Annotated in this window: 28 protein-coding genes and 1 pseudogene; 16 read left to right on the top strand and 13 right to left on the bottom strand. The window is 59.5% G+C overall.

Going from position 1 to position 24408, the window contains the following annotated elements; genetic code table 11:
- Positions 1-125 precede the first annotated feature (125 nt).
- From metA to JAO82_RS03830, 4 genes are all read right to left on the bottom strand, one after another.
- Positions 126-1043 carry a homoserine O-acetyltransferase MetA gene (gene metA / locus JAO82_RS03845; protein ID WP_198685030.1) on the bottom strand — a complete coding sequence of 306 codons (918 nt, stop codon included), beginning with the start codon at positions 1041-1043 and terminating at the stop codon, positions 126-128.
- 119 nt (positions 1044-1162) lie between these two features.
- A complete protein-coding gene (rpsI, locus tag JAO82_RS03840; protein WP_198685029.1) occupies positions 1163-1654 on the bottom strand; it encodes a 30S ribosomal protein S9 in 492 nt (163 codons plus the stop codon).
- 2 nt (positions 1655-1656) lie between these two features.
- Positions 1657-2118: a 50S ribosomal protein L13 gene (gene rplM / locus JAO82_RS03835; RefSeq protein WP_198685028.1), complete on the bottom strand. Its 462-nt coding sequence runs from the start codon at positions 2116-2118 to the stop codon at positions 1657-1659.
- A gap of 201 nt (positions 2119-2319) precedes the next feature.
- Positions 2320-2526: a hypothetical protein gene (locus JAO82_RS03830; protein ID WP_198685027.1), complete on the bottom strand. Its 207-nt coding sequence runs from the start codon at positions 2524-2526 to the stop codon at positions 2320-2322.
- A 78-nt stretch (positions 2527-2604) separates the two neighbouring features.
- On the opposite strand from JAO82_RS03830, the pseudogene JAO82_RS03825 reads away from it, so the two are divergent.
- From JAO82_RS03825 to gluQRS, 3 genes and pseudogenes are all read left to right on the top strand, one after another.
- A pseudogene (locus tag JAO82_RS03825) lies at positions 2605-3399 on the top strand (enoyl-CoA hydratase); the annotation flags it as partial.
- A gap of 46 nt (positions 3400-3445) precedes the next feature.
- The gene (gene trmFO / locus JAO82_RS03820) at positions 3446-4813 is read left to right on the top strand and encodes a methylenetetrahydrofolate--tRNA-(uracil(54)-C(5))-methyltransferase (FADH(2)-oxidizing) TrmFO (RefSeq protein WP_198685025.1); all 1368 of its coding nucleotides are present in this window, start codon (positions 3446-3448) and stop codon (positions 4811-4813) included.
- Between the two features lie 6 nt (positions 4814-4819).
- Entirely contained in the window at positions 4820-5668 is an 849-nt protein-coding gene (gluQRS, locus tag JAO82_RS03815) for a tRNA glutamyl-Q(34) synthetase GluQRS (protein WP_198685024.1), read from the top strand.
- Positions 5669-5720: 52 nt separating this feature from the next.
- Here the strand turns inward: gluQRS and hisI are convergent, their stop codons facing one another.
- Entirely contained in the window at positions 5721-6080 is a 360-nt protein-coding gene (gene hisI, locus JAO82_RS03810; protein WP_232897208.1) for a phosphoribosyl-AMP cyclohydrolase, read from the bottom strand.
- 65 nt (positions 6081-6145) lie between these two features.
- On the opposite strand from hisI, the gene JAO82_RS03805 reads away from it, so the two are divergent.
- Positions 6146-6598 carry an iron-sulfur cluster assembly scaffold protein gene (locus tag JAO82_RS03805; protein WP_198685022.1) on the top strand — a complete coding sequence of 151 codons (453 nt, stop codon included), beginning with the start codon at positions 6146-6148 and terminating at the stop codon, positions 6596-6598.
- A 178-nt stretch (positions 6599-6776) separates the two neighbouring features.
- Here the strand turns inward: JAO82_RS03805 and JAO82_RS14350 are convergent, their stop codons facing one another.
- Entirely contained in the window at positions 6777-6899 is a 123-nt protein-coding gene (locus JAO82_RS14350; protein WP_269812786.1) for a hypothetical protein, read from the bottom strand.
- 202 nt (positions 6900-7101) lie between these two features.
- Between JAO82_RS14350 and JAO82_RS03800 the strand changes: the two genes are divergently transcribed.
- The 4 genes from JAO82_RS03800 (at position 7102) to grxD (ending at position 10502) form a co-directional block, all read left to right on the top strand.
- Entirely contained in the window at positions 7102-7485 is a 384-nt protein-coding gene (locus JAO82_RS03800; RefSeq protein WP_198685021.1) for a metallopeptidase family protein, read from the top strand.
- Between the two features lie 131 nt (positions 7486-7616).
- A complete protein-coding gene (gene purL / locus JAO82_RS03795; RefSeq protein WP_198685020.1) occupies positions 7617-9776 on the top strand; it encodes a phosphoribosylformylglycinamidine synthase subunit PurL in 2160 nt (719 codons plus the stop codon).
- A gap of 80 nt (positions 9777-9856) precedes the next feature.
- Positions 9857-10099, top strand: a complete 243-nt coding sequence (locus JAO82_RS03790; RefSeq protein WP_198685019.1) for a BolA/IbaG family iron-sulfur metabolism protein — start codon at positions 9857-9859, stop codon at positions 10097-10099.
- 40 nt (positions 10100-10139) lie between these two features.
- On the top strand, positions 10140-10502 hold the full coding sequence (gene grxD / locus JAO82_RS03785; protein ID WP_198685018.1) for a Grx4 family monothiol glutaredoxin: 363 nt from the start codon (positions 10140-10142) through the stop codon (positions 10500-10502).
- A gap of 77 nt (positions 10503-10579) precedes the next feature.
- On the opposite strand, the gene JAO82_RS03780 is transcribed toward grxD, so the two are convergent.
- The 3 genes from JAO82_RS03780 to JAO82_RS03770 are packed head-to-tail and all read right to left on the bottom strand — an operon-like array spanning position 10580 to position 11914.
- Positions 10580-10930, bottom strand: a complete 351-nt coding sequence (locus tag JAO82_RS03780; RefSeq protein ID WP_198685017.1) for an MliC family protein — start codon at positions 10928-10930, stop codon at positions 10580-10582.
- A 27-nt stretch (positions 10931-10957) separates the two neighbouring features.
- Positions 10958-11353, bottom strand: a complete 396-nt coding sequence (locus tag JAO82_RS03775) for a cell division protein ZapA (protein WP_198685016.1) — start codon at positions 11351-11353, stop codon at positions 10958-10960.
- The gene (locus JAO82_RS03770; RefSeq protein ID WP_198685015.1) at positions 11354-11914 is read right to left on the bottom strand and encodes a hypothetical protein; all 561 of its coding nucleotides are present in this window, start codon (positions 11912-11914) and stop codon (positions 11354-11356) included.
- Between the two features lie 245 nt (positions 11915-12159).
- On the opposite strand from JAO82_RS03770, the gene tkt reads away from it, so the two are divergent.
- Positions 12160-14178 carry a transketolase gene (gene tkt, locus JAO82_RS03765; RefSeq protein WP_198685014.1) on the top strand — a complete coding sequence of 673 codons (2019 nt, stop codon included), beginning with the start codon at positions 12160-12162 and terminating at the stop codon, positions 14176-14178.
- Positions 14179-14241: 63 nt separating this feature from the next.
- Here tkt and JAO82_RS03760 read toward each other — a convergent pair whose 3' ends face one another.
- A complete protein-coding gene (locus JAO82_RS03760; protein ID WP_198685013.1) occupies positions 14242-15207 on the bottom strand; it encodes a DUF808 domain-containing protein in 966 nt (321 codons plus the stop codon).
- Between the two features lie 206 nt (positions 15208-15413).
- On the opposite strand from JAO82_RS03760, the gene gap reads away from it, so the two are divergent.
- Both gap and JAO82_RS03750 read left to right on the top strand, forming a co-directional pair.
- Positions 15414-16418, top strand: a complete 1005-nt coding sequence (gap, locus tag JAO82_RS03755) for a type I glyceraldehyde-3-phosphate dehydrogenase (protein WP_198685012.1) — start codon at positions 15414-15416, stop codon at positions 16416-16418.
- A 74-nt stretch (positions 16419-16492) separates the two neighbouring features.
- Entirely contained in the window at positions 16493-16636 is a 144-nt protein-coding gene (locus tag JAO82_RS03750) for a hypothetical protein (protein ID WP_198685011.1), read from the top strand.
- On the opposite strand, the gene coaD is transcribed toward JAO82_RS03750, so the two are convergent.
- The 3 genes from coaD to JAO82_RS03735 all read right to left on the bottom strand — a co-directional run bounded on the left by coaD (position 16633) and on the right by JAO82_RS03735 (position 18637).
- Positions 16633-17130, bottom strand: coding sequence for a pantetheine-phosphate adenylyltransferase (coaD, locus tag JAO82_RS03745; RefSeq protein WP_198685010.1), 498 nt, complete (start codon positions 17128-17130; stop codon positions 16633-16635). The two genes, JAO82_RS03750 and coaD, sit on opposite strands and share 4 nt — an antisense overlap.
- Positions 17131-17245: 115 nt before the next feature.
- Positions 17246-17680: a CBS domain-containing protein gene (locus JAO82_RS03740; RefSeq protein WP_198685009.1), complete on the bottom strand. Its 435-nt coding sequence runs from the start codon at positions 17678-17680 to the stop codon at positions 17246-17248.
- Positions 17681-17740: 60 nt separating this feature from the next.
- On the bottom strand, positions 17741-18637 hold the full coding sequence (locus tag JAO82_RS03735) for a LysR family transcriptional regulator (RefSeq protein ID WP_198685008.1): 897 nt from the start codon (positions 18635-18637) through the stop codon (positions 17741-17743).
- A 106-nt stretch (positions 18638-18743) separates the two neighbouring features.
- Between JAO82_RS03735 and JAO82_RS03730 the strand changes: the two genes are divergently transcribed.
- The 5 genes from JAO82_RS03730 (at position 18744) to mmsB (ending at position 24318) form a co-directional block, all read left to right on the top strand.
- On the top strand, positions 18744-20243 hold the full coding sequence (locus JAO82_RS03730) for a CoA-acylating methylmalonate-semialdehyde dehydrogenase (RefSeq protein ID WP_198685007.1): 1500 nt from the start codon (positions 18744-18746) through the stop codon (positions 20241-20243).
- Positions 20244-20438: 195 nt separating this feature from the next.
- Entirely contained in the window at positions 20439-21053 is a 615-nt protein-coding gene (locus tag JAO82_RS03725) for a L,D-transpeptidase (protein WP_198685006.1), read from the top strand.
- 168 nt (positions 21054-21221) lie between these two features.
- Positions 21222-22364: an acyl-CoA dehydrogenase family protein gene (locus JAO82_RS03720; protein ID WP_198685005.1), complete on the top strand. Its 1143-nt coding sequence runs from the start codon at positions 21222-21224 to the stop codon at positions 22362-22364.
- A gap of 11 nt (positions 22365-22375) precedes the next feature.
- Entirely contained in the window at positions 22376-23431 is a 1056-nt protein-coding gene (locus tag JAO82_RS03715) for a 3-hydroxyisobutyryl-CoA hydrolase (protein ID WP_198685004.1), read from the top strand.
- The gene (mmsB, locus tag JAO82_RS03710) at positions 23428-24318 is read left to right on the top strand and encodes a 3-hydroxyisobutyrate dehydrogenase (protein ID WP_198685003.1); all 891 of its coding nucleotides are present in this window, start codon (positions 23428-23430) and stop codon (positions 24316-24318) included. The genes JAO82_RS03715 and mmsB overlap by 4 nt, the downstream gene beginning before the upstream one ends.
- Positions 24319-24408: the final 90 nt, after the last annotated feature.

Below are 24408 nucleotides of genomic sequence, written 5' to 3'. Positions count from 1 at the left end.
TTGCGCATAACGCAAATCGGAGGCACTCGCCGCGCGCCCGATGGCAATACCGATGGCAATCAACTCTGCCGCCCACTAGGCTTTGTAGAACCTTATGCGGTTTTGCCTGGCGGTATGACAGGATCTTAACGGCCAATCTGATTGATGTCGAACGGCGTGGTTTGATATATCTGATTAATCCAATTGCCATAAAGCAGATGCGCGTGGCTGCGCCAGCGGTTCAGTGGCTTTTGCGTCGGATCGTCATTGGGATAATAATTGATCGGAATGTTGATCGGCGTGTTGGCCGCCACGTCACGGTCATATTCCTGTTTCAGCGTATCGCTATCATATTCAAAATGGTTGAAGATATAGAGCGCGCGATGGGCCTCATCCTCGACCAGACAGGGGCCGACTTCATCACTACCCAAGAGGGTGGTCAGGCCAGGTGCGGCGTCTATTTCATCTTGCCGCACTTCGGTCCAGCGCGACACCGGCACCACGCAAATATCGGAAAAGCCCCGCAGATAGGGCGATGCCGGCGACAGGTTCCGATGCGGAAAACAGCCAAACGCCTTGCGTTCCAGCATATGTTTCTCGACCCCGTGAAAATGGTTGATCATCGCCATTCCACCCCAGCAAACCCCGAATGTGGAATGCACGTTGGTCTGGGTCCACTCGAACACCTCGCGCAATTCGTCCCAATAGGTCACCTGATCGAACGCCAGGTGCTCGATCGGCGCGCCGGTGATGATCACCCCGTCAAACCTGTGATCGCGCAGATCACGGAAGGATTGATAGAAGCTTTCCATATGATCCTGGGAGGCATTCTTGGGTTCGTGATCGCTCATTCGGATCAGGGTCAGATCGATCTGCAAGGGCGTCGCCCCGATCAGACGCGCGAACTGATTTTCGGTCTGGATCTTCTTAGGCATCAGGTTCAGCAGCCCGATATGCAATGGCCGAATATCCTGACGCGCGGCGTCGTCCTCGGACATGACCATGATCCCTTCACGGGTCAACACGTCATAGGCAGGCAGATTAGCTGGAATCTTGATAGGCATAGTGATTTTCCGATCAGAACAAGGCCGTGATAATCTGTTGCGGCGCCGGTGCCAAGGGCGTGCACAAAGCAAAAGGGCCACGCAATTGCGCGGCCCTCTTTCGTACCTCTCGGTCGATCTTAACGCTTGGAAAACTGGAAGCTCTTCCGCGCCTTGGCCCGGCCATATTTCTTACGCTCGACCACGCGGCTGTCGCGGGTCAGGAAACCGGCCGCCTTGAGCGCACCGCGCAAAGAAGGATCGTAAAGTTGCAGCGCTTTTGACACACCGTGCTTGACCGCACCGGCCTGCCCCGACAGACCACCACCCTTGACTGTGGCGTTCACATCGAACTGGTCTTCGACCCCGGCCACCTGGAACGGCTGCCGCAGGATCATCTGCAACACGGGGCGCGCGAAATAGGCGTTCATTTCCTTGCCGTTCACGGTGACCTTGCCCGAACCGGGCTTGATCCACACGCGGGCGACCGCATCCTTGCGCTTACCTGTCGCATAGGAGCGGCCCAGATCGTCGCGCTGGGGTTCGCGCTGCGGCGCGGCGTCCTGAAGGGCACCGGCATTTTCCGTAACGGCCGCTTCCAGACCGTCGAGTGTCTTGATTTCTTCAGCCATTCTTATGCGCTCCGCGTATTTTTCTTGTTCATGGACTTAACATCCAGAACCTCGGGGCTTTGGGCCTCGTGGGGGTGATCGGTGCCTGCATAGACGCGCAGGTTGGTCAGCACCTGACGACCAAGCCGGTTGCCAGGCAGCATCCGTTTGACCGCCTGCATCACGACACGCTCGGGATGTGCGCCCTCAAGAATTTGTTGCTTGGTGCGCGATTTGATCCCGCCGGGATGGCCGGTATGCCAATAGAAATGCTCTTCGCGTTTCTTGCCGGTCATCTGCACTTTGTCGGCATTGATGACAATGACATTGTCACCCGTGTCCATATGCGGCGTGAACGACGGTTTATGTTTGCCGCGCAGACGCGTGGCGATGATCGAGGCAAGACGGCCCAGAACGACGCCTTCGGCATCGATCAGGATCCATTGCTTGTCGATATCTGCTGGTGTGGCAGAAAAGGTTTTCATAGCAGGACATTCCTGTTTGACGTGAAAGGCGGACACACAACGCGCCCCACCCGAATTGATACGCGGGGTTTACGGCGTGACTGACACACAGTCAAGCGGCGCGAGATGAATTTAACCACATAAATTCAAACGGTTACAATATAGGTATCAAAATACCCCACGATTTATTCGGCGGAATGGAATTCGTCTCTGTCGCTCGTGCTATAGGACATCGACGCGGTTAGATTGGATGAACACATCGTCCACCGCCAGCGATCGACCTGAATACCGGCCACTGTGGCGCCGGTGGTGATCACCTGTGCTCAACCGCATCGTCACCGCGCCAGCGGTCAGTTCCCGGATGGTGAATTCACACCTGTTCTGGGGAAACTCTTTGTCCAGAAGGACTGCCAGTGTTTTGCTGCTCATGATCAAGGCCATGCCGGCCTTCGTCCCACTGTATCATTTTTCACCCCTCTACCATATGCTTGGCACGACAAATCACACGAGGAAAAGATGGCAATTCTGGAACGTAACGACAGCGGCGGGGTGGCACATCTGCGCATGAACGCGCCCGAGCGACTGAACGCTCTGTCCGACGAGATGCTGGCCGCGCTACAAGAACAATTCACCATGCTTAAGGATGACAATACCATCCGCGCGGTGATCTTGTCAGGGGCCGGCAAGGCATTTTGCGCCGGCCACGACTTGAAACAGATGACCACCGCGCGGCAGTCCGAAGATGGCGGCAAGGCTTATTTCACCGATCTGTTCCAGCGCTGTTCGGCGCTGATGTTGTCAATCCAATCCCTGCCCCAACCCGTCATCGCACAGGTACATGGCATCGCGACCGCCGCCGGGTGCCAATTGGTCGCCACCTGCGACATGGCCGTGGCCGCCGAAGGCACGCGATTCGGGGTCAATGGGGTGAATATCGGACTGTTCTGTTCGACTCCGATGGTGGCACTGTCCCGCAACATCCCCCGCAAGCAGGCCTTCGAAATGCTGACCACCGGGCAGTTCATCAACGCCCCCCGCGCGCAGCAACTGGGGCTGGTTAACCACGTGGTGCCGCCCGAAGACTTGGCATCGGACACCGCCGCCCTTGCTGCAGTCGTGGCCGAAAAACTTGGCTCGGTCGTCAGGATCGGCAAAGAAGCGTTCTATCAGCAGCTGCAATTCCCTGTTGAACAGGCTTACACCTTTGCGGGCGAGGTGATGGTTGAAAACATGCTGTATCGCGACACCGAGGAAGGCATCGCCGCCTTCATTGAAAAACGCGAACCGGATTGGCAACAATGACCCGTGCGCCGTTGCGCCTTGCCGCCGCCTACCCTACATGCAGGCCATGACAGAGACACTACATATTGTCGGCGGCGGCATGGCCGGCTCCGAAGCGGCTTGGCAGGCGGCGCAAATGGGCGTGCGCGTGATAATCCACGAAATGCGCCCCAAGGTCGGCACCTTCGCTCACAAGACCGGCGATCTGGCCGAGATGGTCTGCTCTAACTCGTTCCGCTCTGACGATGACGAACAGAACGCCGTCGGCCTGCTTCACTGGGAGATGCGCGCGGCCGACGGGCTGATCATCGACAGCGCGCACCGCCACCGCTTGCCCGCGGGCGGCGCCTTGGCAGTGGATCGCGACCCCTTCGCCGCGACCGTGACCGAACGGTTGCGCGCCCATCCCAATATTTCGATTTCTTACGAGGAAATTGATACCCTTCCCGACTCTGGAAACTGGGTTTTTGCCACCGGTCCGCTGACCTCGACCGCCTTGGGTCAGGCAATCCGCGCTGAGACCGGCGCCGAGGCGCTGGCCTTTTTTGATGCCATCGCCCCGATCGTCCACTTCGAGAGCATCGACATGTCGCAAGCATGGATGCAGTCGCGCTATGACAAGGGCGACACCGAGGAGGAGCGCACCGCCTATCTCAATTGCCCGATGGACCGGGAGACCTATGAGGCGTTCATCGACGCCTTGCTCGCGGCCGACAAAACCGAATTTCACGAGGGCGAAACCGCCGGCTATTTCGACGGCTGCCTGCCGATCGAGGTGATGGCCGAACGCGGTCGCGAGACCCTGCGCCACGGCCCGATGAAACCGGTCGGTCTGACCAACCCGCACCAGCCAGACATTAAGGCCCACGCCGTCGTGCAACTGCGCCGCGACAACGCGTTGGGGACGCTCTACAACATGGTCGGGTTCCAGACCAAGATGCGCTATGGTGCGCAAACCGAAGTGTTTCGGATGATTCCCGGCTTGGAAAACGCCCGCTTTGCGCGTTTGGGCGGGATCCATCGCAACACCTTCATCAACTCGCCAACGCTTCTTGACGACCGGATGCGGCTGAAAGCACGTCCCAACATCCGCTTCGCCGGACAGATCACTGGGGTTGAGGGGTACGTCGAAAGCGCCGCCATGGGGCTTCTTGTCGGACGCATGGCCGCTGCCGACCTCATCGGGCATCAAATCGCGCCACCACCGCCCACCACCGCAACGGGCGCGCTGGTTACCCACATCACCGGCGGTGCCGAAGCGAAAACGTTCCAGCCGATGAACGTCAATTTCGGCCTGTTCCCGCCGGTCGAAGGGCTGAAAGGCGGGCGGCGGGGGCGCCGCGACCGCTACAAAGCCTATACCGACCGCGCGAAAGCTGACTGGCAGCGCTGGCTGCACCAGACTGATGACGAACAAGCCGCTGCACCGACTTGATTTCACGTGACATTTACCACGCGCTTTGCCCCCTCGCCGACCGGCCCGTTACATCTGGGTCACGCTTATTCGGCGCTGCTGGCGCATGACATGGCGGATGCCGCCGGTGGGCGTTTCCTGCTCAGGATCGAGGACACCGACAGCGGGCGCGCCCGGCCGCACTGGGAAACCCAAATATACGATGACCTGCGCTGGCTGGGCCTGACCTGGGAAACCCCGGTTCTGCGCCAGTCTGAGCATCTCGCGTACTATGCCGCAGTGCTCGATCACCTCGCCCAAAAGGGTCTGGTCTATCCCTGCTCCTGCCGACGCAGCGACATCCGCGCCGCGCTGTCGGCTCCGCAGGAAGGTGTGCCCGGCCCGACAGTCTATCCCGGTACTTGCCGTGGCCGCGCCATGTCCAGCCGCCAGCCCGGCGATGCCTTGCGCCTTAACATGAGCGCAGCCCTGAAATGCCTCACGATGCCCCTGACATTTCGCGATAGCGGCCAAGTGCACCCCGGCACCCACGAGATCACCGCCACTCATCTACTAAGCCGAACCGGTGATCTGGTTCTCGGGCGCAAGGAGATCGAGACCCCCGCCTATGTTCTCGCTGCTGTCATCGATGATGCCCGCCAGGGAATCACCCATGTGATCCGGGGTGCCGACCTGTTCGACACCACCGCCGTGCAAACTCTGCTACAAGCGCTGCTCGGCCTGCCCATTCCACATTACTATCATCACGGCCTGATCCGTGACGAAAACGGCAAGCGGCTTGCCAAACGCAACGATGCCCGCGCAATTGCCAAATACCGCGCGGACGGAACCTCCCCCGCCGAAATTCGCGCAATGCTGGGATTGAAAGCGAAGTAACTCTCTACTTTCTCGTAATTTCCGCACTGCAGACATGGCCCGCAAAGGCCATTCACTCCATCGGCGCCATCAACTCCAGCTCGGCCCCGTCTCGCAGCGCCGTGTAGAAACAACTGCGCCGGTTGGTGTGACACGCAGGGCCGGTCTGGCGCACCAGCGCCAACAGGCAATCCCGGTCGCAATCCAATCTCAGCTCGACCAAGTCCTGCACATGGCCCGAACTTTCGCCTTTGATCCAAAATGCCGCGCGCGACCGCGACCAATAAGTCACCCGCCCGGTTTCAAGGGTGCGGCGAATCGCCCCTTCATTCATCCAGGCCAGCATCAGCACCTCGCCGGTCTCCGCCTCCTGTGCAATACAGGGGATCAGCCCATCGGCATTGTATTTTAATGTTTCGGGATCAAATGACATGTTTCCGACCTTTTTCATTGCCGTCTTCTAGCCTATTTATGGGCAACAGCACGAAAGGAACAGCCATGTCCGGTGATACCGATCTGATCAAACTCTATTCCGGCCGGATATTGGCATTGGCAGCGGATATTCCGCACCTTGGCCAACTTGATGCCCCCGAGGCACGCGTCAAACGCCGCTCACCGCTTTGCGGCTCGACAGTGACGGTGGAACTGTGCCTGAGGGATGGCCGCGTTGCTGAGTTTGCGCAGGACGTGAAGGCTTGTGCCTTGGGACAGGCCGCCGCCGCCGTTGTCGGGGCCGGCATCATCGGAGCGACCCGCGCACAAGTGGAAACCGCGCGCGATCAGTTGCAGGCCATGCTGAAAGAGGACGGCCCCCTGCCCGACGCCCCGTTTGAAGATTTCGAGGTTCTCATCCCAGCGCGCGAGTACACGAATCGCCACTCATCGATTCTGTTGGCCATCGAAGCAACCGCCGAGGCTATCAAAAACGCCGAAACGGCGAACTGCGCCTGAGATTAAAAAAACGCCGCACATCCCGACTGGATGGCGGCGACAGTTATTGCGTCACTTAGCGTAGTTTCGGACCACCCCGGCGAAAGGGAGTTGGGACAGGCTATCCTTTGTTCGGTTGCAGCGACAAAAAGCTGACGATCCGGCACAAGCAACGCAAGCAGAGAGCGGCCGACGCGTATCAGATGACGCCGGGCAGATACAACGCAACCACCATCATGACGATAAGCGATGCCAGCCCGATGGCATCCTGCAACAGCGTTTCGCGCGACTGTCGTGCGGCTGCTTTGATCTGTTCAATCATGTCTAGTTCTCCCTACCACCCATGTGTTGCTCCTTTGTTCTCATCCTTTCACCGTCCTGTAAAGAACATTTTAAGAACATCTGCGTTTTTGCGCGAGAGAATCGCCCCTTTTGCCACAGGCGCATGTCGGTTCAGATTGCCTTTGTCCGCACGCCAAGCCTACGCTGTCAGTGCCCGCTACAGGGAATAAGGACAGGCGCGGATGACCGATCTCGACAGGTTTTACACAATGGCGCGCGAGGCACTGAATAACCTGCCCGAGCCTTTCCGCGCCGCCGCGCAACAAGTGGTGTTGAACATCGCCGACTGGCCTGACGCGGCGATGTTGCAGGCACTTGATATCGACGATCCGTTAACCCTGACCGGGGTTTACGAGGGCATCCCGCTGACCGATAAATCCGTTTTTGATCAACCCACTGCGCCCGACGCCATCTGGCTTTTCCGCCGCCCGATTCTTGCCGAATGGCAGGACCGGGGCAATGTGACGCTGGAAGAACTTGTCACTCATGTCCTGATCCATGAACTGGCCCATCACTTCGGCTGGCGCGACGCCGACATCGCGCAGATCGACCACTGGTGGGAGTAACCGAGGGCATTTCCGATCACTCGGCTATCGCCAGACCGCTCTGAACCTCGCAGAACCCGGTTTCGGGGGCTTTCCCATTGCGCGGCCATGCACTAACAGGGGCGCAACCAATCTGCTGGGGACCTGACCGGATGCAAGAACCTGAAATTACGCCCGATGTAATCGCCAATCATGGGCTGACCGACGATGAATACGCCAATATCTTGCGCATACTGAACCGGGAGCCAACCTTCACCGAACTTGGCATTTTTTCAGCCATGTGGAACGAGCATTGCTCCTATAAATCTTCGAAAAAGTGGTTGCGCACCCTACCAACCACCGGGCCACAGGTGATCTGCGGCCCCGGCGAGAATGCCGGCGTGGTCGATATCGGTGACGGTCAGGCGATCATCTTCAAGATGGAAAGCCATAACCACCCCTCCTATATCGAACCCTATCAGGGGGCGGCGACCGGCGTGGGTGGTATTCTACGCGATGTATTCACCATGGGCGCACGGCCCATTGCAGCAATGAACGCGCTGTCCTTCGGCGCGCCCGATCATCCGAAAACCCGCAGCCTAGTGCATGGCGTGGTTGCTGGGATCGGCGGTTATGGCAACGCATTTGGCGTGCCCACCGTGGGCGGCGAAGTGCGCTTTCACTCCGCCTATAACGGCAATTGTCTGGTCAACGCCTTTGCCGCCGGGCTGGCGGATGCTGACAAGATTTTCTATTCTGCCGCCTCGGGCGTGGGCATGCCGGTGGTCTATCTCGGGGCCAAGACTGGACGCGACGGTGTTGGCGGCGCGACCATGGCCAGCGCGGAATTCGATGACTCCATCGAGGAAAAGCGCCCCACCGTGCAAGTCGGCGACCCGTTTACCGAAAAGCGCCTGATGGAGGCCACACTGGAACTGATGGCCACCGGCGCGGTGATCTCGATTCAGGATATGGGTGCCGCTGGGCTGACCTGTTCGGCCGTGGAGATGGGCGACAAAGGGGGCCTCGGGATCAAGCTGACCCTTGAATGCGTTCCCCAGCGCGAAGAGAACATGACCGCCTATGAAATGATGCTGTCAGAATCTCAGGAGCGCATGCTGATGGTGTTGCGCCCGGAGAAAGAGGCCGAGGCGCGGGCGGTGTTCGAAAAATGGGATCTGGATTTCGCCATCATCGGTGAAACCATCCCCGAAGACCGGTTCTTGATCCTGCACAATGACAAGGTGATGGCCGACCTGCCGCTGGCCACACTGTCGGGTTCGGCCCCCGAATACGACCGCGACTGGGTGCCGACCCCTGCCGCCGAGCCATTGGGCGAGGTGGCGCAAGTCGACGCAATTGATGGCTTGCGAGCGCTGATCAGTTCGCCCAATTATGCCGCAAAGCAATGGGTTTATGACCAATATGATTCAATGGTCATGGCCGACACAATTCGCATTCCCGGTCAGGGTGCCGGGCTGGTGCGGGTGCATGGCACCGACAAGGTGCTGGCCTTTACCAGTGACGTGACACCGCGCTATGTGCGCGCCAACCCTGAAGAGGGTGGCAAGCAAGCGGTGGCCGAGGCCTATCGCAACCTGACCGCCGTCGGCGCAAAGCCGCTGGCGACAACCGACAACATGAATTTCGGCAACCCCGAACGCCCCGAAATCATGGGCCAGTTTGTCGGCGCGATCAAAGGCATCGGCGCGGCCTGTCTGGCACTGGATATGCCGATCGTTTCGGGCAACGTGTCTCTTTACAATGAAACTGACGGCGAAGCGATTTTGCCGACCCCGACCATCGGCGCTATAGGCTTGCTGGCCCATTCTGATGAGATCATCGGCTATGATGTACGTGAGGGCCATCAGGCGCTCCTGATTGGCGAGACTGCAGGTCATCTGGGCCAGTCGGCGCTGCTGGCCGAGGTCTTCAACCGCGAAGAGGGCGACGCGCCTGCGGTCGATCTGGTGGCCGAGCGGCGCAATGGCGACTTCGTCCGCGACAACCGCGAGCTGATTCGCGCTTGCACCGATCTGTCTGATGGCGGTCTTGCCTTGGCAGCGTTTGAGCTGGCCGAAGCGTCGGGCATTGGCGTAACGCTGGACGCCGCGCCTTGTGAAATCCTGTTCGGAGAGGATCAGGCGCGCTATCTCGTCGCGTGCAATTTCGACCAAGCCGAAGCGCTGATGATCGCGGCAGGTCAGGCCGGCGTGCCAGTGACCTGTGTCGGCCGCTTTGGTGGAGATTGTTTCCGCGTAAACGGCTCCGAGGCACCGATGGACGAATTATCAACCCTTTATCGGTCGTCTTTCGAGACGGCCATCGGTTAACACCGGCAGCAAGCCCCCTGCCCTTGTAGCCCGCGCTGGCGCGGCCTACATCTGGGGCAGACTATGAGGAGAGTGCACCCATGGCCATGGAAGCCCAAGAAATCGAGAACCTGATCCGCGCCAGTTTTCCCGACGCAAAGGTGACGATCACCGACCTTGCCGGCGACGGAAACCATTTCGCCGCCGAAGTTATCGACGAAAGCTTTCGCGGCCAGAATCGCGTGCAACAACAACGTGCGGTCTATGCCGCGCTTCAGGGCAAGATGGACGGCCCCCAAGGCGAACTGCATGCGCTGGCACTGACGACCAAGGCTCCAGACTGACACTCCTCGAATCCGCACTAAAATCGTAAGGATACGCAAGATGACTGACGCAAAGACCCAGATTGACGAAACCGTCAAATCCAATGATGTGGTGCTGTACATGAAAGGCACCAAGGAAATGCCACAATGCGGGTTTTCATCCCGTGTGGCCGGTGTGCTGAATTACATGGGCGTGCAGTTTTCGGATATCAACGTGCTTTCCGACGAGAATATCCGGCAGGGCATCAAGGATTATTCCGACTGGCCAACCATCCCCCAGCTTTACGTCAAGGGCGAGTTTATCGGTGGCTGCGACATTGTTACCGAGATGACAATTTCCGGCGAGCTGGACACGCTGTTTGACGATAAAGGCGTGGCCTATAACAAGGAAGCTGCCGATAAAATCCGCGAAGCGAACAGCTAAACCTTTGTTTTCGCATAGTAAAAGCTGGGGCGATTAGCCTGCCCCGGCTATTTTTGAGAAATCTGATGTGATCGCCGCTACTCTTGCGGCGTGCAGGCCCTGTAAATTGGCGATGATTCGTCGGTTTCACCGTCGATCCAATTCAGCATGGCCGTGCCCTGATGTTCCCACCATTCGTAGGATGATCCATCCGCAGGCCAGCCATAGCGCGCCCCCGAAGCCGAGACCTCCTGCTTCAGCCGGACCAACTGCCCTTCTGCCATCAGGATTGCGAGCGCAGGATCATCCCCGTGTGACGGGTTAACGTAGATGACCGGCACTTCGACGCCACGTTCGCAAATATAGGTCATTGAAATAGTTTCCGCATTTGCAACGGATGCAGTCAGCGCCAGAATGCATCCAACAAAGGTTCTTTGCAGATATTTCATGGGCTTGCCTCTGGTCAGTCGAAGGGTTCAGGTTTTCGCTTTTTCCTCGACCGAGGCGGCCAGCGCCTCGGCCCGTGCGGCCAGCTCTGCCAATGTATCGGTCACTTCAGAGGGTACCACCGGCACTTCGACGCGGGTGGGTTCGGGGGCTGGAGCCGAGCGAAGACGATGCAGTTCGGCCTCGCGTTGAGCCAGTTGCGCCTCCACTTCCTTGATGCGCGCTTCAGCGTTGGACGTCCGGTCGGCCAACAACAGTCCAGCCATCAGCAACATGCGCGTTTCGGGGATCCGGCCAATTTGTTCGGACAAAGCCTGCGCCTTGCTGTCCAAAATTTTCGCAGCGGCCTCCAGATAAGGTTCTTCGCCGTCCTGACAGGAAACTTCAAATTCGCGTCCGCCGATCTGAATGGTGACTTCAGGCATCTAAAGCTCCTCTCCTTCCGGCAGGTTTGGAGCGCCTGCCAACAATGGTTCCAGCTTGGCCAGCACGGCGTTTGCCTCGGCCAGATCGGTGGCGCGAGCAGCGCGCAACCCTTCAATTTCAGCCTCAAGTGCCTTGTTAATCAACTCAGGCGCCCCGACGCTGGTCTCATTGGCCCGGCGCAGTGCTTCGTTGCTGTCACGTAACTGATCGTTGGCCTGGCGCAGCCGCTGAAGTTCCTTGTCAAGCCCAGCCATCGCATCTTGCTGAGCATCGAGTTCGGCGCGCAGCTTGTCCCAATCGGCACCGTCATCCTCGGTCGCATGTAACGCGGCAATTTCTTCGGCGTGGCGAGCCCTGAGCGTGCGCAAACGCTCTTCAAGCTGGGCATTTGCCAGCTTCTCTTCTTCGAGCGCTTCTTCCAGTGCCGATTGTCCCGCGGATGGCCCCTGATCGACAGGTTTAGGCGGTACCTCTGACCGCGCCGCCAGCGTCTCAATCCCCGAGCCGATCCGTTGCAGTGCAGCCATGATCCGCCGCTGCATGTCGTCGATTTCGCTCATCCCGTTACCTTCCTTCTGCGGTTCGTCCCGGATGTGTCGATGCCCTCGCATGGTTCGCGATTCGCCGCGTCCCGTGATCGCCCCAGTGTAACCATTCATTGTTTAAAATGTCTCCCCTTTGCTTTCAACCACTTGGGTCAAAGCCCTCATCCCGGCGACCTTTCGCCCGCGCCTTGCGCTTGAACTTTAAAAGCTGGCTGGTATTCAGCGGGCGTAAGCCGGATAAACCCGAAAGGAAGCGATCCGTGGATCTCACCACCCTGCGCAATGCAAACCCCGATCACTGGTTCAAGGCCACCGCCATCCGTGCCTTGACACTGGATGCGGTTCACGCCGCGAAGTCCGGTCACTCCGGCATGCCGATGGGCATGGCCGATGTCGCCACAGTGCTGTTCGAGAAACATCTGAAATTCGACGCTTCGGCGCCCGACTGGCCCGACCGCGACCGGTTCATCCTGTCGGCTGGTCACGGGTCGATGCTGCTTTATTCGCTGCTCTACCTGACCGGCAATCCCGACATCACGCTGGATGAAATCCGTAACTTTCGCCAGCTCGGTGCCAAGACCGCCGGCCACCCCGAAAACTTTCTCGCCCGCGGTATCGAGACCACGACCGGCCCGCTGGGCCAAGGCCTCGCCAATGCGGTGGGTTTTGCCATTGCCGAAGAAATCCAGCGCGCCCGCCATGGTCGCAAGATCGTTGACCACTTCACCTATGTGATGGCTGGCGACGGTTGCCTGATGGAAGGCATCAGTCAAGAGGCGATCACTCTTGCCGGTCGCCAAAAGCTGAGCCGCCTGATCTTGATGTGGGATAACAACAACATCACTATCGACGGCCCTGTAGATCTGGCCGATGTGACCGACCAGCCGACGCGCTTCCGCGCTGCCGGATGGGACGTGATCGAGATCGACGGCCACGATCCCACCCAGATTGACGATGCGCTGACCCGCGCGCGCAGAGGTGACAAGCCGGTGATGATCGCCTGCAAGACACATATCGCGCTTGGGCATGCAGCGCAGGACACCCCAAAGGGGCACGGCGCGCTGACCGACGATCAGCAATTGCTCGATGCCAAGGAAGCCTATGGCTGGAAATACGGCCCCTTCGAAATTCCCTCTGACGTCAAGACGGCGTGGGAAGAGATCGGCAACCGCGGTGCAGCAGCACGCGAGGAATGGGAAAACAGGGTCGCCGACCTGTCGGATCGCAAACGCGACGCGTTCAACCGCGCGCAGTCCGGCGAGGCGCCCAAGCGCCTGACAGCAACGATCCGCGCGCTGAAAAAGCAGATGAGCGAATCCGCGCCGAAACTGGCGACACGGGCAAGTTCAGAAAAAGTGCTGGAAGTGGTCAATCCGATCATGCCCGAAACCGTCGGCGGCAGTGCCGACCTGACCGGATCGAACAATACCCAGACCGCGGATCTGGGCGTGTTCGATGTGGACAACCGCAAGGGGCGCTACATCCATTACGGCATCCGCGAACACGGTATGGCTGCAGCAATGAATGGCATGGCCTTGCATGGGGGCGTGCGCCCCTATGGCGGCACCTTCATGTGCTTTACCGATTACGCCCGCCCCGCGATGCGCCTGGCCGCCCTGATGGAAGTCCCGACAGTATTCGTGATGACCCATGACAGCATCGGTCTGGGCGAAGATGGTCCGACGCACCAGCCGGTGGAGCATCTGGCGATGTCGCGCGCGACGCCCAATACCTATGTGTTCCGCCCCGCCGACACGATCGAAACCGCCGAGGCATGGGAACTGGCGCTGACATCGAAAAGCACACCTTCGGTATTGTCGCTGACCCGGCAAGGGGTGGCGACGGTGCGCACGGAGCACAAAAGCAAGAACCTGACCGCGCAAGGCGCCTATGTGCTGGCCGAGGCTGAAGGCAAACGACAGGCGATCCTGATCGCCACCGGCTCCGAGGTAGAAGTCGCTCTGGCTGCGCGCGAAGCGTTGCAGGAAGAAGGTATCGGCACCCGTGTCGTCTCCATGCCCTGTATGGAACTGTTTGCACAGCAGGACGAAAGCTATCGCAGGCGGGTTCTGCCCGCTGGTCCGGTGCGCGTCGGAATCGAGGCGGCGGTGCGCCAAGGCTGGGATCGCTGGCTTCTGGGCGAACGGGGACGCGAGGCCAAAGCTGCCTTTATCGGCATGGACAGCTTCGGCGCGTCGGCTCCGGCGGGCGAGTTGTTCGAACATTTCGGCATTACCGCCGATGCGGTCATCGAACAGGTGAAGTCGCTTCTGGGCTGAACGGCAACGCCACGCGCCCCCTATGATACAAGCCGATGAAAGGCGGGCTGATCCCGCCTTTCATCATGGAAAGACCGCAACCATCTTCTGCCAGATCGGCGTGATCACGCCCTTGGCAAGCGGGATCAGCGCAAATCCCAGTACCACGCCTAGCAGCCCATCCATTGCCGCTGTGCTGAGCCACTGCACCAAGCCGTGCAACTGCGCCGAGATGCCCTTAGCCAAAGCCGCCGCCAGATCGTGGATCTGATGGCCCAGCCAGCCGAACCCCATCTGTTCCAGCCCGTGCACGATGATCGATCCGCCAACCCAGAGCATCGCCGCGGTGCCCACGATCGTCAGCAGCTTCAACAGGCCCGGCATTGCCTTGACCACGCCGCGTCCGACCTGCCGTGTCAGCGAAAACCGTCCCTGCTCGGCCATCAACAACCCCATGTCATCGGCCTTCACGATCAGGGCGACACTGCCATAGACCACCACCGTGATGCCGATACCGACCACCGCCAGCGTCGCCGCGTCCATCCAGACCGTACTGTGGGGAATCTCGGACAGCGCGATGGTCATGATCTCGGCGGACAGAATAAAATCGGTCTTGATCGCGCCTGAGGCCTTTTCTTCCTCAAGATGCGCTGGATCTTGCGGCTCCCTCTGGGCTTCCTGCTTGTCGTGGGACTGGGGGAACATCGAATGCGCGATTTTCTCCGCCCCCTCGAAACACAGATAGGCGCCGCCCAGCATCAATAGCGGCGCAATCGCCCATGGTGCGAAGGATGACAGAAGCAGCGCAACCGGCAGCAAATAAATCAGCTTGTTCTTGAACGAGCCTTTGGCAATGCGCCAGACGATTGGCAATTCGCGCGCCGGCGCGAAACCATGCAGGTATTTCGGCGTCACGGCCGCGTCATCGATCACTGCCCCTGCCGCCTTGGACCCGGCCTTGGCAGCCTGCCCTGCCACATCATCAACCGAGGCCGCCGCCACCTTGGCGATGCCCGCAACGTCATCCAGCAAGGCTAGCAATCCGCTCATCGGGCGTCCTTTCTTGCACGGCTCTCACAAAATCTAGAGCGCATCTGCAAAAGTGGAAACGGTTTTTGCACCTTGTCGTGCCTGAGCTTCAGCGCAACCGCGTCGGGTTTGCGCTAACAGGCTCATAATACGACGTTTCCTCCCTTTTTATATAGGGCGGGTGCGGTTATATGCAGCGTAAACCCGGTTCAGCGGAGAAAGTGACCATGACCATCAATGTCGGAATCAACGGATTTGGCCGTATCGGCCGATGCACCCTGTCCCATATCGCGCAAAGCGGGCGCGACGATATTCGCGTGGTCAAAGCTAACGCCACCGGACCGCTGGAAACGGCGGCGCATTTGCTGCGTTACGACAGCGTCCATGGCCGCTTTCCCGGCGAGATCAAGGTCGGTGAAGGTACGCTCGATCTGGGCCGGGGCGAAATCGAAATGTTTTCGACCTATGATCCGGCTGAGCTTGACTGGTCGGGCTGTGACGTCGTGCTGGAATGCACCGGTCAGTTCAACGACGGAGACAAGGCCAATGTGCATCTCGAGCGCGGCGCCGGATCGATACTGATCTCAGCCCCGGCCAAGAATGTGCAGAAAACCATTGTGTTCGGCGTCAATGACGACACGCTGGAAAAGGGCGACACGTTGGTATCGAACGGGTCGTGCACGACCAACTGTTTGGCCCCACTGGCCAAAGTACTGGACGATGCCGTCGGGATCGAGCACGGTATCATGACCACGATCCACGCCTATACCGGAGACCAGCCCACGCTCGACCGCCGCCATAGCGATCTTTATCGCGCCCGTGCGGCAGCGATGTCGATGATCCCCACCAGCACCGGTGCCGCCAAGGCCTTGGGCGAGGTGCTACCCAATCTCAAAGGGCGGCTGGACGGCTCTGCTATCCGGGTGCCAACGCCCAACGTCTCGGCGGTTGATCTGACCTTCCGCGCGGGGCGCGATGTCACGGTCGAGGAGATCAATGCCGCCGTGGCCGACGCGGTCAAGGGGCCGATGGGGCGGGTGATGGCCTATGATCCCGTTCCCAAAGTTTCGGTCGATTTCAATCATACCGATGAAAGCAGCATTTTCGCCCCCGACCAGACCCGCGTCGTCGATGGCCGCTTGGTGCGGGTGCTGGCATGGTATGACAACGAATGGGGCTTTTCGGTGCGCATGGCCGATCTTGCGGTAGCCATGGGCCGGCTCAACGGCTGATTATCAGCCGATTTGCTCCCCTGCCCGGTCCCGTTTGCGCGATCGGGCAGATCTGGTTTCCCGATGAGGGCCGTATGACCAATCCCATCGCTCTGGTTCTGGGTTTCTTGATTACTGCCCTTGCAGCGACAGACCTGATCCTTTTCGGGTCGCAACACATGGTTTTTCTGGGCAAACGCATATTCGATTTGATCGAATGGTTGGCATTCTGGCGCTAACGTTTCCCCAGCCGTTCAAGTAGCGCGTCGTTCACGGCAGGTGTCACGAATTTGCTCACGTCGCCGTCCAGCCGTGCGATTTCCTTGACCAGTTTGCTGGCAATCGCTTGATGCTTGGCATCGGCCATCAGGAACACGGTTTCGATATTGTTATCCAGCATCCGGTTCATGCCAACCATCTGGTATTCATATTCGAAATCTGCCACTGCGCGGAGGCCGCGCAGAATGACCTGCGCCCCGACATCATTGGCGCAGTCGATCAACAGGTTCTCGAACGGATGCGCGACGATCTCGCTGCCGGTCTGTTCGGTCAATTTGGCGCATTCGGCCTCAATCATGGCAACACGCTCTTCGAGCGAAAACAGCGGTCCCTTATCGCGGTTGATGGCCACGCCGATCACCAGCCGATCCACCAAAATGGCAGCACGTCGGATAATATCGATGTGCCCCAGTGTTATGGGGTCGAATGTTCCGGGATAAAGGCCGATGCGCATTACGTTTTCCTTGGGTATCGGATAATGCGTCACAAGCAAACACAAGCGCCCCCAGCGATCAAGTCATGATCCCGGAATTTATCGGCCCAGCGGCGTTTGCGTCACGCTGGCGTCATCAATGTCCCATTATCATGCTGGTCAATGCCTCTTTTTCCATCGATAGCTCAGACAGTTGAGCCTTGACTACGTCGCCGATACTGACAATGCCAATCATCTTGTCGCCATCGACCACTGGCATGTGACGAAACCGCCCCTGCGTCATGCGCGCCATCAGTTCCTGCGCCTTGCTCTGAATGGTGCAGGTCTGGACCTGGGTCGTCATATAGTCGCGCACCGGGTAAGTCAGGCACCCCCCGCCGGATTTGGCCAATTCGCGCACAATGTCACGCTCGGACAAGATGCCAAGCACAGAACTCCCATCCTCAGACACCACGATCGATCCGATACGATGTTCGGTCAGTCGCCCCGCCGCTTCTGAAACGGTGGCGTCGGGCTTAATGGTCACCACCCCTTTGAGGGCCTTCGTTTTGAGTATCTGTTGGATCAGCATGGTTGGCGCCTCCGCAATATTCTTTCGCCAGAAAGATGGTCACCGCAACAAGGTGGAAAGTCAAGTCAGCCGCTCCAGTTGCATCACTTCGTTCCGCAGCCCGCCGCTGATCGCATCGGCAAATCGGTTCAGCCGCGCGCTGCGCTGATCGCCTTGGTGGCGCACCAGATAAAATGCGCGTGTTAGTGTGATCTGATCCGCCAGCAGCTTGCGCAATTGCGGGTGGCTGGGCAGCGCGAACGCATGCGCCACGCACAACCCGGCACCCTGCGCCGCCAAGTTCAATTGCACCGGCACAGAGTTCGACGCCAGCGGCACGCGTTCGACCCCGAGATCGGCCAGATAGTCCAGCTCAGCGTCGAAAATCATGTCCGGGATATAGCCGATCATTCGATGCCCGCGCAGATCGTCCAGCGTCTTGATCGGCGGGCGGGCGCGCAAATAGCTCTGCGCGGCGACCAGATTCAAATGATAATCGGTGATCTTGTGCACCAGCAGCCGCCCTGCAGTTGGTGGGCTGACCGTGATCGCCATATCGGCCTCGCGCCGTGACAGGTTGACCACGCGGGGCTGCGCGACGATCTGGATATCAAGATCCGGATTTTCTGCCGCAATGGCAGCGCAGACCTGCGGCAGCGCGTAATTGGCGCAGCCATCCGGCGCACCGATCCGAATCGCGCCTGATAAACTCTCGCTTGGTCCGGCCAGCGCATCGGTTGCCGCACGCACCGACTGTTCGGCTGATTCGATATGGGACAACAACCGCTCACCGGCCGCACTCAGTGCATAGCCTTGGGGTGATTTCACGAAAACCGATACCGCCAGCGCATTTTCCAGCCGCGCAATCCGCCGCCCCACGGTCGCTGGGTCAAGCTTTAACACTCGCCCCGCGCCCGACAGGCTTTCCGCGCGCGCCACGGCGAGAAAGACCTTCAGATCGTCCCAATGCGGATCCATCGCTGCCCCCCTTGCGAAAATGCAAAACCCTTTTGAAATCTTGCGCCTGTTTGCCCAATTTTTGCAAGTTTATGCTTGGGCCTATCCAGTTTGACAGGAGGGTTTCATGCAGGAACTGACCCACTATATCGACGGCAAACATATCAAGGGCACATCGGAGCGCTTTGCCGATGTTTACAACCCCGCCACCGGCGAGGTGCAGGCCAAAGTGCCGCTGGCGACCTCCGAGGAACTGAACCGCGCCATCGCCTCCGCAGCCGAGGCGCAGCAAGTCTGGGCCGCGATCAACCCGCAGCGCCGTGCCCGTGTGCTGATGGAGTTCGTTCGATTGGTCAACCGCGACATGGACAAGCTGGCCGAGGCGCTGAGCCGCGAACATGGCAAGACCCTTCCTGACGCCAAGGGCGACGTACAGCGCGGGCTTGAAGTCGTGGAATTCTGCATCGGCGCACCACATTTGCTGAAAGGCGAATATTCCAACAGCGCCAGCCGCGGCATCGACATCTATTCCATGCGCCAGCCGCTGGGCGTGGTCGCGGGCATCACGCCGTTCAATTTTCCGGCGATGATCCCGATGTGGAAGATCGGCCCGGCGCTGGCCTGCGGCAATGCGGTTATCCTTAAACCGTCCGAGCGCGACCCATCAGTGCCGCTGATGCTGGCCGAACTGATGACCGAGGCCGGCCTGCCCGATGGCGTCCTTCAGGTGGTCAATGGCGACAAGGATGCGGTGGATGCGATTCTCGACAATGAGACGATTCAAGCCATCGGCTTTGTCGGCTCGACCCCGATCGCGCAATATATCTATGCACGCGGCTGCGAGAACGGCAAACGCGTGCAATGCTTTGGCGGTGCCAAGAACCACATGATCATCATGCCCGATGCCGATCTCGATCAGGCCGCCGATGCGCTGGTCGGCGCGGGTTACGGGGCTGCGGGCGAGCGCTGCATGGCGATATCGGTCGCGGTGCCAGTGGGTGACGAGACCGCCGACCGCCTGATGGAAAAGCTGGTGCCGCGTGTCGAAAGTCTGAAAGTCGGCCCCTATACTGGGGGTGAGGACGTGGATTACGGCCCCGTTGTGACTGCCGCCGCCAAGGAAAACATCGCGCGGCTGGTGCAGACCGGCATCGATCAAGGCGCAAAACTGCTGGTGGATGGGCGCGACTTCAAGCTTCAGGGCTATGAGAACGGCTTTTTCGTCGGCCCGCACCTGTTCGACCATGCCACCACCGATATGGACATCTACAAGACCGAGATCTTCGGCCCGGTCCTGACCACAGTGCGCGCACAGAACTACGAAGAAGCACTGGCGATGGCCACTGATCACGAATATGGCAACGGGGTAGCGATTTTCACCCGCGACGGTGACGCAGCGCGCGATTTTGCCGACCGTGTGAATGTCGGCATGGTTGGCATCAACTTTCCGATTCCGGTCCCCCTCGCCTATCACAGCTTCGGCGGCTGGAAAAAATCGGGTTTTGGCGATTTGAACCAGCATGGGCCAGACGCGTTCAAGTTTTATAGCAAGACCAAAACCGTGACTGCCCGCTGGCCCAGCGGCATCAAGGAAGGCGGCGATTTCAGCATTCCCGTCATGGAGTGATTGTAACGCCGTAAGCATATCAATCACGCGACCCCGGCCAATGGACCAAGGCCGGGGTGTCCTCAGCAATATTCTGCTGCCCCTCCGACGGCCCCACTTCAAATCCGCGCGAGACGGCAGCGTGCCTCTTTAAAACCCGCGCGGCGCACCATATTATTCAACATAATAACATGAGTATGAGAGGACAGCCGCTCCATGTCTGATACCAAATTTTCCCGCCGCAACGCTCTTATGCTGACCGGCGCCGCATTATTCACCCCCGCAATTCTCCGTGCCGAAGATATCCCCATGCCCGTGGACGAAGCCTTTCCCGCGCAAGAGCCGGTGATCCGCGATCAGGTGCCAGTACGCCGCAATCAGTCGTCTTTTGTTCAACAGGACTGGCGCGATCACTTTGACAGCCTGGGCAAAGGTGCAATCCTTTGTGATACGACCAGCCGCGCCGTGCATTACTGGGGGGCAGACGACACAACTTACCGCCTGTTTCCTTCTTCCGTACCGATGAGCGAAGAAATGACCAAACGCGGCTATACCGAGATCGTGCGCAAAAAGGTCGGTCCAAGCTGGACTCCCACCGCCAACATGCGCGAGCGCGATCCCAGCCTGCCCAAATTCATGCCGCCGGGACCGGGCAACCCACTTGGTACCCATGCCATGTATTTCACATGGCCCGCCTATCTGATCCACGGCACCCATGACACCCGCAAGATCGGACGGCAAAGCAGTTCGGGCTGCATCGGCCTGTATAACCCACACATAAAACAACTGTTCGAGTTGACTGCGGTGGGCACGCAGGTGCGCGTCATCTGATCGGTCCGAGTCCCTAATCCTGCGTCTTTTCCTGTGCCAAATGGGCGATAATCTGCTTCTGGCAGGCCCGCCCATTTGGCTGCACCTCTGTTGCGCCAATCCTGCAAACGTGTTGCAGTGGTTGGCAATCATGCAGCGGTGTAGATTGGCAGCCGAAAGGACACGCAAATGGATTTTTCTCTCGGCGCGGAACAGACAGCAATATTCGACATGGCCCGCGCATTCGGCCGCGACGAAATCGCCCCTCACGCCCGAAAATGGGAAGAAGAGGGCACAATCCCGAAAGCGCTTTGGCCCAAGGTCGGTGAATTGGGCTTCGGCGGTCTGTACGTTTCCGAAGCATCAGGCGGCACCGGGCTAAGTCGGCTTGATGCAACCCTGGTTTTCGAGGCGCTGGCAATGGCCTGTCCCTCGGTCGCGGCCTTCTTGTCGATCCACAACATGTGCGCGCGGATGCTGGACAGTTTCGCCAGCGCCGAGTTGAAATCCCGCGTCCTGCCCGATGTTCTGAGCATGAACACGGTGCTGTCCTATTGCCTGACCGAACCCGGCTCGGGCAGCGATGCGGCCGCCCTGGCAACCCGTGCCGAGCGCAGCAATGACAGCTATGTGCTGAACGGCACCAAGGCATTCATCTCGGGCGGGGGATATTCCGACGCCTATCTTTGCATGGTGCGCACCGGTGGGGCCGGACCTGCGGGAATTTCCACCCTCTATGTCGAGGATGGCACACCGGGGCTGTCTTTCGGCACGCCTGAACACAAGATGGGTTGGCGCAGCCAGCCAACCACACAAGTGCAGTTCGACAATTGCCACGTAGCGGCAGAGAATTTGATCGGGCAAGAAGGCCTTGGGTTCAAATACGCCATGGCGGGGCTGGATGGCGGGCGGCTGAACATCTCGGCCTGTTCGATCGGCGGCGCGCAAGCGGCTCTGGATCAGACGCTGCAATATATGCGCGAGCGCAAGGCATTCGGCCAAAGCATCGACCAGTTTCAGGCGCTACAATTTCGCTTGGCGGATATGGAAACCGAGTTGCAGGCCGCGCGTATTTTCCTGCGGCAGGCGGCGTGGAAGCTGGATATGCAAGCCCCCGACGCCACCAAATTCTGCGCCATGGCCAAGCGATTTGTGACCGATACCGGATCGAAAGTCGTCGATCAGTGCCTGCAACTGCATGGGGGTTACGGCTATCTGGCCGATTACGGCATCGAAAAACTTGTCCGCGACCTGCGCGTGCACCAGATTCTGGAAGGCACGAACGAAATCATGCGCGTGATCGTGGCACGCGCATTGCTCGCCGAAAACTGAGAGGGAGCAAGATGGCCGATATCGACATCCGTAAGTCCGGGCGCGCGGGGCGTATCACCCTGACCCGCCCCGAGGCTTTGAACGCGCTGACCTATGAGATGTGTCTTGCGATTCACGCCGCGCTGGAAACTTGGCGCGCGGATAGTGGCGTCGATCTGGTGGTACTGGATGGCGCAGGCGACCGCGCCTTTTGTGCCGGAGGCGACATCGCGCAGATGTATCGGACCGGCAGCACCGGCGATTTCGACTATGGCCAGCGCTTCTGGCGCGACGAATACCGCATGAACGCCGCGATTGCGGAATACCCCAAGCCCATCGTCAGTTTCATGCACGGTTTCGTCATGGGCGGCGGCGTCGGTCTTGGTTGTCACGGCACATACCGGATCGTCGATACCGAGACCCGCATGGCCATGCCCGAAGCGGGCATCGGATTGATCCCTGACGTGGGTGGAACGCTGTTGCTGGCGCGCGCACCGGGATGCATTGGCGAATATCTGGGTCTGACTGGCGCGCGGATGGGGCCAGATGATGCTATTCTGGCGGGTTTCGCCGATCTGCTGATCCCTCGTGGCGTCTGGCCCGCACTGATCGCCGAACTGGAACGCAGCGGTGACCCTGCATGCCTTGCCCCCAGTGCGCAGCCGCCGCCGCCTGGCACATTGCGCGAGCAGCGCGCGTCAATCGACCGGTTATTCCGTGGTGAATCCCTTCCCGAAATCTCCGCCGCCCTGCGAACCGAGCCGAGCGATCTGGCGCACAAGGCTTATACTGCGATGGTGCGAAACTCGCCGCTATCTATGGCCTGTACGCTGGCATTGATCCGGCAATTGCGCGCCCAAGGCCCGACGATACGCGCGGCGCTGGCACAGGAATACCGCTTTACGTGGCGGGCGATGGAACAGGGTGACTTCCTTGAGGGCATCCGCGCCGCGATCATCGACAAGGACCGCCAGCCCTTATGGCAACATCAAGATATGAACCTGCCCGGTGCAGCGGTCGCGGCGATGCTAGAGCCTTTGGGGCAGAACGAATTAACATTCACCACAGCGGAAGGGGCACCATCATGAAAATCGGGTTCATTGGACTGGGCAATATGGGCGCCCCCATGGCCGCCAATCTGGTCAATGCCGGCCATGATGTGAGCGGATTTGACACGCTTGAAGTCACCGTCGAAGGCGTCGACATCGCTGAATGCGCCGCCGCAGCAGCGAGAGGTGCCGAGGTCGTGATCACCATGCTGCCCAACGGAACAATCATGCGCGATGTCGCTGCCGAGATCATCCCGGTGATGGACAAGAGCGCGGTCTTTCTGGATTGCTCGACCGTCGATTTGGACAGCGCCCGTGAGGTGGCACAGCAGGCGGAACAAGCCGGGTTGCTGGCTGTGGACGCGCCGGTTTCCGGCGGGACCGTTGGCGCCTCGGCAGGCACGCTGACTTTCATGGCGGGCGGTTCGGAGGCGGGATTTGCCAAGGTGGAACCCCTTTTCGATATCATGGGCCAAAAGGCCGTGCATTGCGGTGGCTCTGGGGCCGGACAAGCCGCGAAGATTTGCAACAATATGATCCTTGGCGCCACGATGATCGTCACATGTGAAGCCTTCGCACTGGCCGACAAGCTGGGGCTGGACCGGCAAAAAATGTTCGACGTGGTCAGCACCTCATCGGGGTATTCTTGGTCGATGAACGCCTATTGCCCGGCACCGGGGATCGGCCCGCAAAGCCCTGCCGATAACGGCTATCAGCCCGGTTTCGCCGCTGAGCTGATGCTGAAAGATTTACGCCTCGCACAGCACGCCGCCGAAAGCGTCGACGCCGATACGCCAATCGGCAAACTGGCGCAACGGCTATATGCTCAATTCGTCGAGAACGAAGATGGAAAGGGCCGAGATTTCAGCGCCATGCTGCCCCGGTTTGAAAAGCGTGGGCGCGGATCGGAACCCCGCTCGGATTAACTACCGGAACCGGAGCCTACGCGACGGCGTTGTTCCAATGCCGTCGGCCGGTTTTCGGGGGACATCTTAAAGTGAACGCATCCGAGCGTC

The sequence above is a fragment of the Pontibaca salina genome (genome assembly GCF_016307205.1).
Lineage (GTDB): Bacteria > Pseudomonadota > Alphaproteobacteria > Rhodobacterales > Rhodobacteraceae > Pontibaca > Pontibaca salina.
The sequence above is the reverse complement of the archived record's forward strand: the minus strand, read 5'-3'. Positions and strand labels throughout refer to the sequence as shown.